A 12,987-nucleotide genomic window follows, 5' to 3' on the forward strand; every position below is an offset into this window, starting at 1 on the left:
ATCAGCCACTCGCCAAAAGTGAGCGAAATGGATGAGGCGGGACACTAGAATCCGCGCCGGTCGTCGTACTGGCGCAGACCCTGCAAGGACGCAGGATCAACAGCAAACCCGCACTCGGCGGGAGCTGACCGGCCGTTTTGAACGACGGCCCCATATGCAAATCTGCACGGCATGCCATAGGCGCCGGAAAAAGTCATTTGCAAAAGTCCGGATATTCCTTAGAATATGCGGCCTTTCGGGCACCCATGCCCGCTGTGCATTTAGATTTGCAGCACCGACTACAGGAACGATGTTCACATGCTAACAATCCGTCTTGCCCTTGGCGGCTCCAAAAAGCGCCCGTTTTACCACCTGACCGTAACCGACTCCCGCAACCCGCGTGACGGTTCCCACAAAGAACAGGTTGGTTTCTTCAACCCTGTTGCCCGTGGTCAGGAAGTTCGTCTGTCCGTGAACCAAGAGCGCGTTGCCTACTGGCTGAGCGTTGGTGCACAGCCTTCTGAGCGTGTTGCTCAGTTGCTGAAGGAATCTGCCAAGGCTGCAGCCTGAGCAGTATGAGCGCGACGCCAGAAAAAGCTGATGACCTGATCGTTGTCGGCAAGATTTTTTCGGTTCACGGCGTTCGCGGCGAGGTGAAGGTCTTTTCCTTTACCGATCCGATTGAAAACCTGTTGAACTACCGCAACTGGACGCTTCGGCGCGAAGGCGTGGTAAAGCAGGTCGAGCTGGTCAGCGGCCGATCCACTCAAAAGGATCTGGTTGCCAAGCTCAAAGGCCTCGACGATCGCGATGAAGCACGTCTTCTGAGCGGTTACGAGATTTGCATCTCGCGAAGCCTTTTGCCCAACCTGACTGGCGACGAGTACTACTGGTACCAGTTGCAGGGTCTGAGTGTCATCAACCAGAACGAAGAATTCTTCGGCAAGGTTGATCACCTGTTGGAGACCGGCGCGAACGATGTATTGGTGGTCAAGCCCTGCGTCGGCAGCCTGGATGATCGCGAGCGGTTGTTGCCCTATACGGAGCAATGCGTGCTGGCAATCGACCTGGAAGCAGGCGTGATGAGGGTGGAATGGGACGCGGACTTCTAAGCAATGGCCAGCCTGCGCGTAGACGTCATTACGCTGTTCCCCGAGATGTTCTCGGCCATCAGTGAGTACGGCATTACCAGTCGTGCGGTCAAACAGGGGCTCTTGCAGCTGACCTGTTGGAATCCGCGGGATTACACGACGGATCGGCATCACACTGTGGACGATCGCCCGTTTGGCGGTGGTCCGGGCATGGTGATGAAGATCAAGCCCCTGGAAGATGCTCTGGTTCAGGCCAAGGCAGCAGCCGGGGAGGCGGCGAAGGTGATTTACCTGTCCCCCCAAGGCCGTCAACTGACTCAGTCGGCGGTACGCGAACTGGCGAAATCGGATGCATTGATCCTGATTGCCGGTCGCTATGAAGGCATTGACGAGCGTTTTATTGATGCTCATGTCGATGAAGAGTGGTCGATTGGTGACTATGTGTTGTCTGGCGGCGAGCTGCCGGCCATGGTCATGATCGATGCGGTTACACGACTGCTGCCCGGAGCTTTAGGGCATGCGGATTCCGCTGAGGAAGATTCCTTTACGGATGGTCTGCTGGATTGCCCGCACTACACCCGACCTGAGGTGTATGCGGATCAGCGTGTTCCCGACGTGTTGCTGAGTGGCAATCACGCGCATATCCGGCGTTGGCGTTTACAGCAGTCCCTTGGTAGGACCTATGAACGACGCGCCGATCTTCTGGAAAGCCGCTCGCTTTCTGGAGAAGAGAAGAAGCTGCTCGAGGAATACATCCGCGAGCGGGACGATAGTTAACAACGTATCGATGGTAGATCAGACGATTTACCTTAGGAGCACAGCATGACCAACAAAATCATCCTTGCACTCGAAGCAGAGCAGATGACCAAAGAAATCCCTACCTTTGCCCCGGGCGACACCATCGTCGTTCAGGTGAAAGTGAAGGAAGGCGATCGTTCCCGTCTGCAAGCGTTCGAAGGCGTTGTAATCGCCAAGCGTAACCGCGGCGTGAACAGTGCGTTCACCGTTCGTAAAATCTCCAACGGTGTTGGCGTAGAACGTACTTTCCAGACCTACTCCCCGCAGATCGACAGCATGGCTGTCAAACGTCGCGGTGACGTACGTAAAGCCAAGCTGTACTACCTGCGCGACCTGTCGGGTAAAGCAGCTCGCATCAAGGAAAAACTGGCTTAAGTCCAGCTTCCGATGCAGAAAAAAGCAGCCTACGGGCTGCTTTTTTGTTGCCCGCAATTTATCCACAGCATTCCGTTTCAGGCCTGACCCATGACCCCTCGCGAGCAAGAAATCGAACGCCGCACCGAACTCTCGGTGACCCGCGTGACCAAGGCGGTTTTCCCGCCGACCACCAACCACCACAACACCCTGTTCGGCGGCACGGCGCTGGCCTGGATGGACGAAGTGTCGTTCATCACCGCCACGCGCTTCTGCCGTTTGCCGCTGGTGACCGTGTCGACCGATCGCATCGACTTCAATCACGCGATCCCGGCGGGCTCCATCGTCGAGCTGGTCGGGCGGGTGATCAAGGTCGGCAACACCAGTCTCAAGGTCGAGGTGGAAGTGTTCGTCGAAAACATGAGCTGCGACGGTCGTGAGAAAGCCATTCACGGGCAGTTCAGCTTTGTTGCCATCGATGATGACAAGCGTCCGGTGCCAGTGCTGCCGGGTTTCGCGACCTGATTTAGCACCGAGCCGCGGCATTCGCGGGCAAGCCCGCTCCCACAGATTTTGTGTTCGACACGGACACTGTGGGAGCGGGCTTGCCCGCGATTAGATCTGTCAGGCGCTGCCATTCTCCGGCTGAATCAGCGCCACCAGCGTCCACCCCGGCCCCGGCTTTAGCACGGTTTCCGGCGACACCACATGCACCCAGCCGCTGTCATCGCGCATGAACAGCAGCGTTGCGCGGTTGCCATGCAACGCACGGTAATCGTCCCAGCCAAACCCGTCCGTCAGCGTCGTGCTGTACAGGTCGGCGCCCTGACCCAATTGGCTGGCGAGTCTGGCGTAAGTCAGCGCCTCGCTCCCCAGTTGATTGCCGCGATGTTCGAGGCTGGCGCGGTGCTTGTCGCTGCGCCGGCTTTCCTGACCGCTGGCCAGCCCGAACAACCGCTGATGGCCAAAGTCATGACGAAAGCGCATGGCTGCCAGCGTATTGAGTTCGCCCGACGGTGACAGCGCCAGCAAATGCCCCAGTCCGACCAGGTCCAGATGCGCATCGGCGTGCTGCGATGCCGGATTGCCGAAGTAGGTCGGCAAGCCATCCATGCGCGCCGCGCGGATGTTTTCCCAACTTGAATCTGTCAGCAGCACCCGGCTGCCCAGCTGTTGCAGCGACTTGCCGAGCAGGCGCGCAGGCCCGTTCGCCCCGACGATCAGGAAACCACTGGGCGCCGGCTCCGCTACTTTCAACAGACGCGCCAGTGGCCGGGCAGTCGCGCTTTGCAGCACGACGGTGCCGATGATCACGGCGAAGGTCAGCGGCACCAGCAACAGCGCACCTTCATGGCCCGCTTCATCCAGGCGAATCGCAAAGATCGCCGAGACTGCCGCCGCGACGATCCCGCGCGGGGCAATCCAGCACAGCAATGCACGCTCACGCCAACTCAGACTCGAACCGGCGGTACTCAACACCACGTTCAGCGGTCGCGCAATCAACTGGATCACCAGCAACAGAATCAGTACCAGTGGTCCGAGACCGATCAACGCGTTCAGATCCAGTCGCGCCGCCAGCAGAATGAACAGCCCGGAAATCAGCAGTACGCTGAGATTTTCCTTGAAGTGCAGGATGTGCCGCACGTCCACGCCCTTCATGTTCGCCAGCCACATGCCCATCAGCGTCACCGCCAGCAGACCGGATTCGTGCATGACCTGGTTGGCGGCGATGAATATTCCCAGCACCGCGGCGAGCGATGCCAGATTGTGCAAATACTCCGGCAGCCATTGGCGCCGGATGATCGTACCGAGCAACCAGCCACCGGCGACACCGAACGCACTGCCGCAGACAATCACCCCGCCAAACGTCAGCAGGCTCTGTTCCAGGCCATGGCCTTCGGCCCGAGCGATGATGAAGCTGTAGACCACCACCGCGAGCAGCGCGCCGATCGGGTCGATTACAATCCCTTCCCAGCGCAGGATGTTGGCGATCGAAGCCTTCGGCCGCACCACGCGCAGCATCGGCACGATCACGGTCGGCCCGGTGACCAGGGTCAGGCTGCCGAACAGGATGGCGAGCAGCCAGTCGAAGCCCAGCAGCCAGTGGGTCGCGACCGCAATCACTACCCAGGTCGAGAGCGCGCCGATTGTGACCAGCCGATGCACGACGCTGCCGATCTCGCGCCATTCCGACAGGTGCAGGGTCAGGCTGCCTTCAAACAGAATCAACGCCACGGCCAGTGACACCAATGGCATCAGCAACGGGCCGAACATTTCCTGAGGGTCGAGCCAGCCCAGCACGGGGCCCGCCAGAATGCCGGTCAGCAGCAGAAACAGAATCGCCGGCAGCTTCAGGCGCCAGGCGAGCCATTGGCAGCCCAGCGCGGCGGCACCGATACCACCGAAAGCCAACAGAATTTGCTGCTCGTTCATTGAAGCTCCCTGTTCCTTGAAATAGCGGGCTATGAAAGACTAGCGGCCATTTCAACCGTTCACTCTTTATTTGCGCGCAGTGCCAAGCCTGCGTGTCTTGAGCGCCCATGCCTGCCATCGACCACCCACTGATCGACCAGTTTCTCGACGCCCTCTGGCTGGAAAAAGGTCTCTCCGACAACACCCGCGACGCCTATCGCAGTGATCTCGCGCTGTTCAACGGCTGGTTGCAGGAGAAAAACCTCGAACTGATCAATGCCGGTCGCGAACTGATCCTCGATCACCTGGCCTGGCGTCTGGAACAGAACTACAAACCCCGTTCCACTGCGCGATTTCTCTCCGGTGTGCGTGGCTTTTATCGCTACCTGCTGCGGGAAAAACTGATTTCGGTCGATCCGACCTTGCGCGTGGATATGCCGCAGCTCGGTCGGCCATTGCCAAAATCCCTGTCGGAAGCCGACGTTGAAGCGCTGCTCAAGGCGCCAGACCTCAGCGAAGCCATCGGCCAGCGCGACCGCGCCATGCTCGAAGTCCTCTACGCCTGCGGCCTGCGTGTCACCGAGCTGATCAGCCTCACCTTGGAGCAGGTCAACCTGCGCCAGGGCGTGTTACGGGTGATGGGCAAGGGCAGCAAGGAACGGCTGGTGCCGATGGGTGAGGAAGCGATCGTCTGGGTCGAGCGCTACCTGCGCGACGGTCGTGGCGAGCTGCTCGGCGGGCGCCCCAGCGATGTGCTGTTCCCCAGTCAGCGCGGCGAGCAGATGACTCGCCAGACCTTCTGGCACCGCATCAAGCATCAGGCCAAGGTCGCCGGGATCGGCAAGTCGCTGTCGCCACACACCTTGCGCCACGCGTTTGCCACACACTTGCTCAACCATGGCGCCGACTTGCGGGTGGTGCAGATGCTGTTGGGCCACAGCGACCTGTCGACCACGCAGATCTACACTCACGTCGCCCGGGCGCGTTTGCAGGATCTGCATGCCAAACATCACCCGCGCGGCTGAGCGCCATTTGTCTTGCGACAGGCGCATTCGGCCACGGGAGCCTTATGTGGTAGGCTTTGCCGGTTTGCACGATGGGCGGTTATGACCCGGTGTTCCGGCACGGGCGTTCTGATCGTTCCATTTGTCCGCCTTCAGGAGTTCTCATGCGTCTGACCCAGATTTTCGCCGCCGCAGCCATTGCGTTGGTCAGCACCTTTGCCGTCGCCGATGACGCGGCCGACAAAGCGATTCGCCAAAGCCTGGAAAACCTCCAGCTCGATGTGCCGGTGGACACCATCACCGCCAGCCCGCTGCCGGGCCTGTATGAAGTCAAGCTCAAGGGCAGCCGCGTGCTCTACGCCAGCGCCGACGGCCAGTACATCGTTCAGGGCTACATGTTCCAGCTCAAGGACGGCAAACCGGTCAACCTGACCGAGAAGACCGAGCGCCTGGGCATTTCCAAACTGATCAATGCGATCCCGGTGGCCGAGACCGTGGTTTACCCGGCCGTGGGCGAAACCAAATCGCACATCACCGTTTTCACCGACACCACGTGCCCGTACTGCCACAAGCTGCACGCCGAAGTGCCCGAGCTGAACAAGCGCGGCATCGAAGTGCGTTACGTGGCGTTCCCGCGTCAGGGCCTGGGCTCGCCGGGTGACGAGCAACTGCAAGCCGTGTGGTGCTCGAAAGACAAGAAAGCCGCCATGGACAAAATGGTCGATGGCAAGGAAATCAAGGCCGCCAAGTGCGAGAACCCGGTTTCCAAGCAGTTCGCCCTCGGTCAGTCGATCGGCGTGAACGGCACACCGGCCATCGTTTTGGCCGACGGACAAGTCATTCCGGGCTACCAGCCTGCGCCACAAGTCGCCAAACTGGCGCTGGGCGCGAAGTAATTCGCATCGTCACGCTCAGGCGTTGACGAGCGTGGTCCGGCGGCAGGATTGCCGGGCCATCAACAGAGAGCCGCGAACCTGCGGTTGTTTTCACGGCCGGCCTCGTGTCGGCCGTTTTATGGGGAGTTCACAGTGAAACCGGTCAAAGTAGGCATCTGTGGGTTAGGGACCGTCGGTGGCGGAACCTTCAACGTACTTCAGCGCAACGCCGAGGAAATTGCTCGTCGTGCCGGGCGTGGAATCGAAGTGGCACAAATTGCCATGCGCACGCCAAAGCCTCAGTTCCAGACGACCGGTATTGCGATTACCAACGATGTCTTCGAAGTGGCCACGAACCCTGAGATCGACATCGTCATAGAGCTGATGGGCGGCTACACCGTTGCCCGCGAGCTGGTACTCAAGGCCATCGAGAATGGCAAGCATGTGGTCACCGCGAACAAGGCTCTGATTGCCGTTCACGGTAATGAAATTTTCGCCAAGGCACGCGAGAAAGGTGTGATCGTGGCATTCGAAGCGGCGGTCGCCGGCGGCATTCCGGTGATCAAGGCGATCCGTGAAGGCCTGTCCGCCAACCGTATCAACTGGGTCGCCGGGATCATCAACGGCACCGGTAACTTCATCCTCACCGAAATGCGCGAGAAGGGTCGCACCTTCGAAGACGTGCTGGCCGAGGCGCAAGCGCTGGGCTACGCCGAAGCCGATCCGACGTTCGACGTCGAAGGCATCGACGCCGCGCACAAGCTGACGATCCTGGCATCGATCGCATTCGGTATTCCGCTGCAGTTCGACAAGGCTTACACCGAAGGCATCACCAAACTGACCACCGCCGACGTTAACTACGCCGAAGCGCTGGGCTACCGCATCAAGCACCTGGGCGTGGCACGCAGCACCGCCGCCGGTATCGAGCTGCGCGTACACCCGACGCTGATCCCGGCTGATCGTCTGATTGCCAACGTCAACGGCGTGATGAACGCGGTGATGGTCAACGGTGACGCTGCCGGTTCGACCCTGTTCTACGGCGCCGGCGCCGGCATGGAGCCAACTGCTTCGTCGGTGATCGCGGATCTGGTGGACGTGGTTCGCGCCATGACCTCCGACCCGGAGAACCGCGTGCCGCACCTGGCCTTCCAGCCGGACTCGCTGTCGGCCCATCCGATCCTGCCGATCGAAGCCTGCGAAAGCGCCTACTACCTGCGCATCCAGGCCAAGGACCACCCGGGCGTACTCGCTCAGGTGGCGAGCATCCTCTCGGAGCGCGGTATCAACATCGAGTCGATCATGCAGAAGGAAGTCGAGGAACACGACGGCCTGGTGCCGATGATCCTGCTGACCCACCGCGTGCTGGAGCAGCACATCAACGATGCGATCGCCGCCCTCGAAGCGCTGGCGGGCGTGGTCGGTCCGGTTGTGCGGATCCGCGTCGAGCACTTGAACTAAGCCGATCTCCTTCACCGGTCCCGCCAGCGGGGCCGGTGTCGTGAACACTGTCCATTGGAGTCAGTCATGCGTTACATCAGTACCCGCGGCCAGGCACCGGCCCTGAATTTCGAAGACGTCCTGCTGGCTGGTCTCGCCACCGACGGCGGTCTGTACGTCCCGGAAAACCTGCCACGTTTCACCCAGGAAGAAATCGCTTCCTGGGCCGGCCTGCCGTATCACGAGCTGGCTTTTCGCGTCATGCGCCCGTTCGTTACCGGCAGCATTCCGGACGCCGATTTCAAAAAGATTCTTGAAGAAACCTACGGTGTGTTCGCCCACAACGCCGTGGCGCCGCTGCGTCAGCTGAACGGCAACGAATGGGTGCTGGAGCTGTTCCACGGCCCGACCCTGGCGTTCAAGGACTTTGCCCTGCAACTGCTCGGTCGCCTGCTCGACTACGTGCTGGAAAAGCGCGGCGAGCGCGTTGTCATCGTCGGCGCCACCTCCGGTGACACCGGTTCGGCCGCCATCGAAGGCTGCAAGCACTGCGAAAACGTCGACATCTTCATCCTGCACCCGCACAACCGTGTGTCCGAAGTGCAGCGTCGGCAGATGACCACCATCCTCGGTGAGAACATCCACAACATCGCCATCGAAGGCAACTTCGATGACTGCCAGGAAATGGTCAAGGCCAGCTTCGCCGACCAGAGCTTCCTCAAGGGCACCCGTCTGGTGGCAGTGAACTCGATCAACTGGGCGCGGATCATGGCCCAGATCGTTTACTACTTCCACGCAGCGCTGCAATTGGGCGGCCCCGCGCGTTCGGTGTCGTTCTCGGTGCCGACCGGCAACTTCGGCGACATCTTCGCCGGTTACCTGGCGCGCAACATGGGCCTGCCGATCAACCAGTTGATCGTCGCCACCAACCGCAACGACATCCTGCACCGCTTCATGAGCGGCAACCAGTACGTCAAGGAAACCCTGCACGCCACGCTGTCGCCGTCGATGGACATCATGGTCTCGTCGAACTTCGAACGCCTGCTGTTCGACCTGCACGGTCGCAACGGCGCGGCGATTGCCGGCCTGATGGATTCGTTCAAGCAGGGCGGCGGCTTCAGCGTCGAACAGGAACGCTGGACCGAGGCACGCAAACTGTTCGACTCGCTGGCCGTGGACGATGCGCAAACCTGCGAAACCATCGCCGAAGTCTACGAGCAGACCGGTGAAGTGCTGGATCCGCATACCGCCATCGGCGTCAAAGCCGCTCGCGAATGCCGCCGCAGCCTGGACATCCCGATGGTGATTCTGGGCACGGCGCATCCGGTCAAGTTCCCGGACGCTGTGGAGAAAGCCGGTGTAGGAAAAGCTCTCGAACTACCTGCACATCTTTCTGATTTGTTTGAGAGAGAAGAGCGCTGCACTGTGCTGGCGAACGAGCTCAAAGCCGTACAGGCCTTTGTCAGCCAGCATGGCAACCGCGGCAAGCCTCTTTAAGCCCGCAAAGCTGTCACATTTTGAAGCCCGTCTCCTGACGGGCTTTCTTGTTTTTGCATGCCACACTGCGCGCGTTTCGCCCACCAAGGACGGGCGAGTCGATGACGAAGGATGTGGCAATGCGGTTTTTTTCAGGATTGAAACCAGCTCTGTGCTGGTTGTTTTTATTGGGTTGCTTCGGGTTGTCGCAGTGGATCGAAGCAGCCCATCTGACGAAGCATTCCGATGCGCTGGAGGCGGTTCAGCCCATCGAGCTGAATGAGCATGAGCGTCAGTGGATTCGAGATAACCCACGGGTGACCGTCGCCTCGGTGCAATACCCGTTGTATCTGTTTCAGGACGAGCATGGCCAGTGGAGCGGCTTGAACAACGATGTACTCAAGCACATCAGCGCCATGACCGGATTGCAGTTCGTTCATCAGGAATCGTTTTCCACCGACCACATGCTGGAACGACTCCAGAGTGGCGTGGCCGACATCAGCACGACGTTGGCAATGAACGACGAGCGCAAGGCGTTTCTGGAGTTCAGTCACGCGTTTGGCGGTGCCGGGTGGGTGTTCGTCGGTCATTCGGGCGAGCCGGCAATACGGTCGCTCGAGATGCTGGCCAAGCGAGTCCTGGTGCTGCCGGCCCGACATGCGCTGGAGGACAGCATTCGACGTGACTACCCGTCGATCGAGATCCGCTCGGTCAAGACCTATGCCGAGGCTCGGGCGCTGGTCGAAAGTGGCGAGGCTTACGCCACCATCGAAAACGAGATCGGCGCTCAGCTGTTTCCCTCCGGCCTGCTCAGGGTCGGTGGTCTCGTCGAGGGCAAGTGGGAGGCCGACCATCTGGCGGTACGTAAGGGGCTACCCGAGCTTGTGAGCATCCTCAACAAAGCCTTGGGCGCTTTCTCGGCGGCCGAACTGCGTGCCATGCGCCTGAAGTGGCTGGACGGAGTCTCACCTGCGCCGGCACCGTCGTTCCGCGCTCGGCTGATCGAGTGGGGATGCTGGGGGATGGGTGCACTCGGGGTGTTAGGCCTGCTTTCGCTGCTGTGGAATCGTCGACTCGCTACCGAAATAAAACAGCGCAGGGAGGCTGAAAAGGGCCTGGGTGATCAACTGGCCTTTCAACACGCATTGATCGATGCGATGCCTGACCCTGTGTTCGTTCGCGATCTGCAGGGCCGGTTGATCATGTGCAACCGCAGTTATGAAGATGCGCTGTCGGTCCGGCTGGAGCAGGTGCAGGGCCGGATGCTGTTCGAATTCGATGCACTGCCACAGGCCACGGCATTGATGCTGCATGACGAATTCATGGCGCAACTGGGTACGCGTAAAACACGCTTCAGCAAGCGGCAACTGATGTTCAAGAGCGGGCCCCGTCAGATCTATCAATGGACGGTGCCGTTTTACAGTGTCGATGGAAAACTGCGCGGCCTGCTCGGGGGCTGGACGGACATCACCGAGCGGCGGAAGGAGAGCGGGTGTCGATGTCTGCATTAAAGATGGGAAAAGTCCTATAAAACGCGGCTACTTTTCTGATGGGAGGCTTAGGACGAACACCCTAGAGTGACAAGCCACTGCGGCGTGAATCCGCGATTGTCGTTCCAGAGGTCGTCCCATGCGCTCGCTCAAGATCCTGATTCTCGAACCCAACCCGTTCCAGTTGATGGCGTTGCACCAGATGCTCAACGCCATCGGTATCTACGATGTGCTGACCGCGCCGTCGCTGGGTTCGGCAAAGCGTTCACTGGAGCGCCGCGGGGCTGTCGACATCGCCGTGTGCAATCCACAGTTGCAGAGCGGCGACGGGTTGGCGCTGATCCGGCATCTGGCCGACCGGCAAGCAGCGCGGGCACTGATTATGGTGGGGGCTGTGGCGCCCGCCATGCTGGATGATCTGGAAACCTTGCTGGGCGAGCACCGGATCACCTTGCTGGGGCGTCTGCACACGCCGGTCTCGGCGGTATTGATGAGGGCGTTGCTGGACACCTACATGACCATCCCCCGGCATTCCGTCGACGCTTGAGCCCCATGGTTATTTTTCTGTCATCTTCACCATGCATGCTCCGATAGGCCGGTGACGCTCCGGGAGAGGCCGGCGACGAGCAGAACTTTCCTCTCGGGCCGGTGGTCATTTACTGTGAACACGCCCCAGACACTGTGTTTTCGGACTATTGAGTGGAGATCGAGATGGAAAGTATCAGTCTATTGCTCGGTGAGGCTCTGAGCCCGTATCAGGTGACGTTGACCCCTCGCGGTCGCCACGGCGAATGCCTGGTGACCTTGAAGAACGGCAGCGGCGCGATCGTGGTGGAGCGCGAATTCAATCAGGCGCAATTGAGCGACAAGCGCCAACTGACGGATGTGGTCGACGGCCTGCACCGTGACATCCTGATTGCCGAAGGCCGGCTGGAACCCTGTGTGATCGCCGCGTTGCGAAACGCAGCCCTCGACAAGCACCCGTCCCTCTGAAAACTGATTTTTCAATTGTGGGAACCTTCCTGCATCCCGATCAGTCAGACCCCGTAACAGCAGGATCAAGCATTGTGCTCCGGTGCTTGTCGCTTGCTGCTACGGGTCTTTGATACAGACCACGTTTAACCCCGAGTCGTCTCCCCACTTCTCGGGGTTTCTTTTTGCCCGGATTTCACTGCGCGGCTTGCTGCTCGAAGAAAATCCGTGCCTGTTCCAGATAGTCCTGGCGCCGCTCGGGGTCGAGCCAGTCGGCGTAGAGCTGGTTGAGGTGGTCGTGGGGCAGGGTGCGCAACAGTTGGTTGATCTCCGTGATCGCCTGCCGGCCCGCCGTGGTGTCGGTGCAGCCGACATGGCCCGAGAGGTACTTGCCCGTGCCGCGAATCGGGAAGAACAGCAGTTCGTCTTCGGCGATCTCGGCCTGGCGCGCCTGGTAACGGATTTCCGGCCAGTAACCCAACACCACCTGCAAACGCCCCAGACGCTGCATCGACAGCAGGCTGCTGAGCGCATCGTTGCCGTAGTGAGGCGTCAGCGCGCCGCTTGGTGCCTGCTGCAGCAATGTATCGATGTACTCGCCATAACTGCGTTCCGCCACCACTCCGACTTTTCGCTCGCCGTTGGCCAGAAACGCCGACAGATCGACTTCGTCCTCGACCAGAAAAGGCTCCAGCACTTCGCGATCTCTCTGACGCACCACCAGACCATTGCTGACCGCGCGAAACGCGGGAATGGAGAACGCAATCCACTGGGCGCGTTCCTTGTTCCAGATCAGCGACGGATCGCAGGCGAAGGGATGCTCATGAAGCATTTGAATGCCGCGGGCGCGATTGACCCGCATCAAGGTGTGGTCGTATTGCGGCATGCCGGCAATCAGCATCGGCATCAATTGATCGATAACGCCCTGGCCCTTTTTCGGGCCTTCGAAGATCGTCAGCGGCGGCAGGTCGCGCAACAGCCAGATCAACGTCGGTTTGGCCTGCGCCCACGCCGGCAGCATCAGCAGAAATAGCAGGCCGAACAACCGCCAGGTCCACCAATGGTGGGCGCGGTTCGAGGCCGAGGGCATCAGGCGCTT

At 60.2% G+C, this 12,987-nt stretch carries 14 protein-coding genes; 12 read left to right on the top strand and 2 right to left on the bottom strand.

The window, feature by feature from the left end:
• The first annotated feature begins 297 nt into the window (after nucleotides 1–297).
• The 5 genes from rpsP to LOY31_RS05250 all read left to right on the top strand — a co-directional run bounded on the left by rpsP (nucleotide 298) and on the right by LOY31_RS05250 (nucleotide 2,747).
• A complete protein-coding gene (gene rpsP, locus LOY31_RS05230) occupies nucleotides 298–549 on the top strand; it encodes a 30S ribosomal protein S16 (protein ID WP_003198088.1) in 252 nt (83 codons plus the stop codon).
• A gap of 5 nt (nucleotides 550–554) precedes the next feature.
• Nucleotides 555–1,091 (top strand): ribosome maturation factor RimM, encoded by a 537-nt coding sequence (gene rimM / locus LOY31_RS05235; RefSeq protein ID WP_007954628.1) that lies wholly within the window; start codon nucleotides 555–557, stop codon nucleotides 1,089–1,091.
• Nucleotides 1,092–1,094: 3 nt separating this feature from the next.
• On the top strand, nucleotides 1,095–1,847 hold the full coding sequence (gene trmD / locus LOY31_RS05240; RefSeq protein WP_007954629.1) for a tRNA (guanosine(37)-N1)-methyltransferase TrmD: 753 nt from the start codon (nucleotides 1,095–1,097) through the stop codon (nucleotides 1,845–1,847).
• Nucleotides 1,848–1,892: 45 nt separating this feature from the next.
• Nucleotides 1,893–2,243, top strand: coding sequence for a 50S ribosomal protein L19 (gene rplS, locus LOY31_RS05245; protein WP_003175895.1), 351 nt, complete (start codon nucleotides 1,893–1,895; stop codon nucleotides 2,241–2,243).
• A gap of 90 nt (nucleotides 2,244–2,333) precedes the next feature.
• Nucleotides 2,334–2,747, top strand: coding sequence for an acyl-CoA thioesterase (locus LOY31_RS05250; protein WP_221532944.1), 414 nt, complete (start codon nucleotides 2,334–2,336; stop codon nucleotides 2,745–2,747).
• A 99-nt stretch (nucleotides 2,748–2,846) separates the two neighbouring features.
• Here the strand turns inward: LOY31_RS05250 and LOY31_RS05255 are convergent, their stop codons facing one another.
• Nucleotides 2,847–4,655 (bottom strand): sodium:proton antiporter, encoded by a 1,809-nt coding sequence (locus LOY31_RS05255; RefSeq protein ID WP_258712939.1) that lies wholly within the window; start codon nucleotides 4,653–4,655, stop codon nucleotides 2,847–2,849.
• A gap of 107 nt (nucleotides 4,656–4,762) precedes the next feature.
• On the opposite strand from LOY31_RS05255, the gene xerD reads away from it, so the two are divergent.
• From xerD to LOY31_RS05290, 7 genes are all read left to right on the top strand, one after another.
• The gene (xerD, locus tag LOY31_RS05260) at nucleotides 4,763–5,659 is read left to right on the top strand and encodes a site-specific tyrosine recombinase XerD (protein WP_085729749.1); all 897 of its coding nucleotides are present in this window, start codon (nucleotides 4,763–4,765) and stop codon (nucleotides 5,657–5,659) included.
• A gap of 143 nt (nucleotides 5,660–5,802) precedes the next feature.
• Nucleotides 5,803–6,534, top strand: a complete 732-nt coding sequence (dsbC, locus tag LOY31_RS05265) for a bifunctional protein-disulfide isomerase/oxidoreductase DsbC (RefSeq protein ID WP_007954633.1) — start codon at nucleotides 5,803–5,805, stop codon at nucleotides 6,532–6,534.
• A gap of 132 nt (nucleotides 6,535–6,666) precedes the next feature.
• The gene (locus tag LOY31_RS05270) at nucleotides 6,667–7,971 is read left to right on the top strand and encodes a homoserine dehydrogenase (protein WP_018926703.1); all 1,305 of its coding nucleotides are present in this window, start codon (nucleotides 6,667–6,669) and stop codon (nucleotides 7,969–7,971) included.
• Nucleotides 7,972–8,037: 66 nt separating this feature from the next.
• The gene (gene thrC, locus LOY31_RS05275) at nucleotides 8,038–9,447 is read left to right on the top strand and encodes a threonine synthase (RefSeq protein WP_007954636.1); all 1,410 of its coding nucleotides are present in this window, start codon (nucleotides 8,038–8,040) and stop codon (nucleotides 9,445–9,447) included.
• Between the two features lie 119 nt (nucleotides 9,448–9,566).
• Nucleotides 9,567–10,937, top strand: coding sequence for a transporter substrate-binding domain-containing protein (locus LOY31_RS05280; protein ID WP_085609147.1), 1,371 nt, complete (start codon nucleotides 9,567–9,569; stop codon nucleotides 10,935–10,937).
• Between the two features lie 118 nt (nucleotides 10,938–11,055).
• Nucleotides 11,056–11,463, top strand: coding sequence for a DNA-binding protein (locus tag LOY31_RS05285; RefSeq protein WP_258712940.1), 408 nt, complete (start codon nucleotides 11,056–11,058; stop codon nucleotides 11,461–11,463).
• A gap of 164 nt (nucleotides 11,464–11,627) precedes the next feature.
• Nucleotides 11,628–11,909: a DUF3509 domain-containing protein gene (locus LOY31_RS05290; RefSeq protein ID WP_007954641.1), complete on the top strand. Its 282-nt coding sequence runs from the start codon at nucleotides 11,628–11,630 to the stop codon at nucleotides 11,907–11,909.
• A gap of 175 nt (nucleotides 11,910–12,084) precedes the next feature.
• Here LOY31_RS05290 and LOY31_RS05295 read toward each other — a convergent pair whose 3' ends face one another.
• Nucleotides 12,085–12,978 carry a TIGR02285 family protein gene (locus LOY31_RS05295; protein WP_258712941.1) on the bottom strand — a complete coding sequence of 298 codons (894 nt, stop codon included), beginning with the start codon at nucleotides 12,976–12,978 and terminating at the stop codon, nucleotides 12,085–12,087.
• Nucleotides 12,979–12,987: the final 9 nt, after the last annotated feature.

Source organism: Pseudomonas sp. B21-021, from assembly GCF_024749205.1.
GTDB classification, from domain to species: Bacteria; Pseudomonadota; Gammaproteobacteria; order Pseudomonadales; family Pseudomonadaceae; genus Aquipseudomonas; species Aquipseudomonas paraglycinae.

Excerpts from the sequence above, each read along its gene's own strand:
- rpsP (WP_003198088.1), top strand. The coding sequence starts at position 298 with ATGCTAACAATCCGTCTTGCCCTTGGCGGCTCCAAAAAGCGCCCGTTT.
- rimM (WP_007954628.1), top strand. The coding sequence starts at position 555 with ATGAGCGCGACGCCAGAAAAAGCTGATGACCTGATCGTTGTCGGCAAG.
- trmD (WP_007954629.1), top strand. The coding sequence starts at position 1,095 with ATGGCCAGCCTGCGCGTAGACGTCATTACGCTGTTCCCCGAGATGTTC.
- rplS (WP_003175895.1), top strand. The coding sequence starts at position 1,893 with ATGACCAACAAAATCATCCTTGCACTCGAAGCAGAGCAGATGACCAAA.
- LOY31_RS05250 (WP_221532944.1), top strand. The coding sequence starts at position 2,334 with ATGACCCCTCGCGAGCAAGAAATCGAACGCCGCACCGAACTCTCGGTG.
- LOY31_RS05255 (WP_258712939.1), bottom strand. The coding sequence starts at position 4,655 with ATGAACGAGCAGCAAATTCTGTTGGCTTTCGGTGGTATCGGTGCCGCC.
- xerD (WP_085729749.1), top strand. The coding sequence starts at position 4,763 with ATGCCTGCCATCGACCACCCACTGATCGACCAGTTTCTCGACGCCCTC.
- dsbC (WP_007954633.1), top strand. The coding sequence starts at position 5,803 with ATGCGTCTGACCCAGATTTTCGCCGCCGCAGCCATTGCGTTGGTCAGC.
- thrC (WP_007954636.1), top strand. The coding sequence starts at position 8,038 with ATGCGTTACATCAGTACCCGCGGCCAGGCACCGGCCCTGAATTTCGAA.
- LOY31_RS05280 (WP_085609147.1), top strand. The coding sequence starts at position 9,567 with ATGCGGTTTTTTTCAGGATTGAAACCAGCTCTGTGCTGGTTGTTTTTA.
- LOY31_RS05285 (WP_258712940.1), top strand. The coding sequence starts at position 11,056 with ATGCGCTCGCTCAAGATCCTGATTCTCGAACCCAACCCGTTCCAGTTG.
- LOY31_RS05290 (WP_007954641.1), top strand. The coding sequence starts at position 11,628 with ATGGAAAGTATCAGTCTATTGCTCGGTGAGGCTCTGAGCCCGTATCAG.
- LOY31_RS05295 (WP_258712941.1), bottom strand. The coding sequence starts at position 12,978 with ATGCCCTCGGCCTCGAACCGCGCCCACCATTGGTGGACCTGGCGGTTG.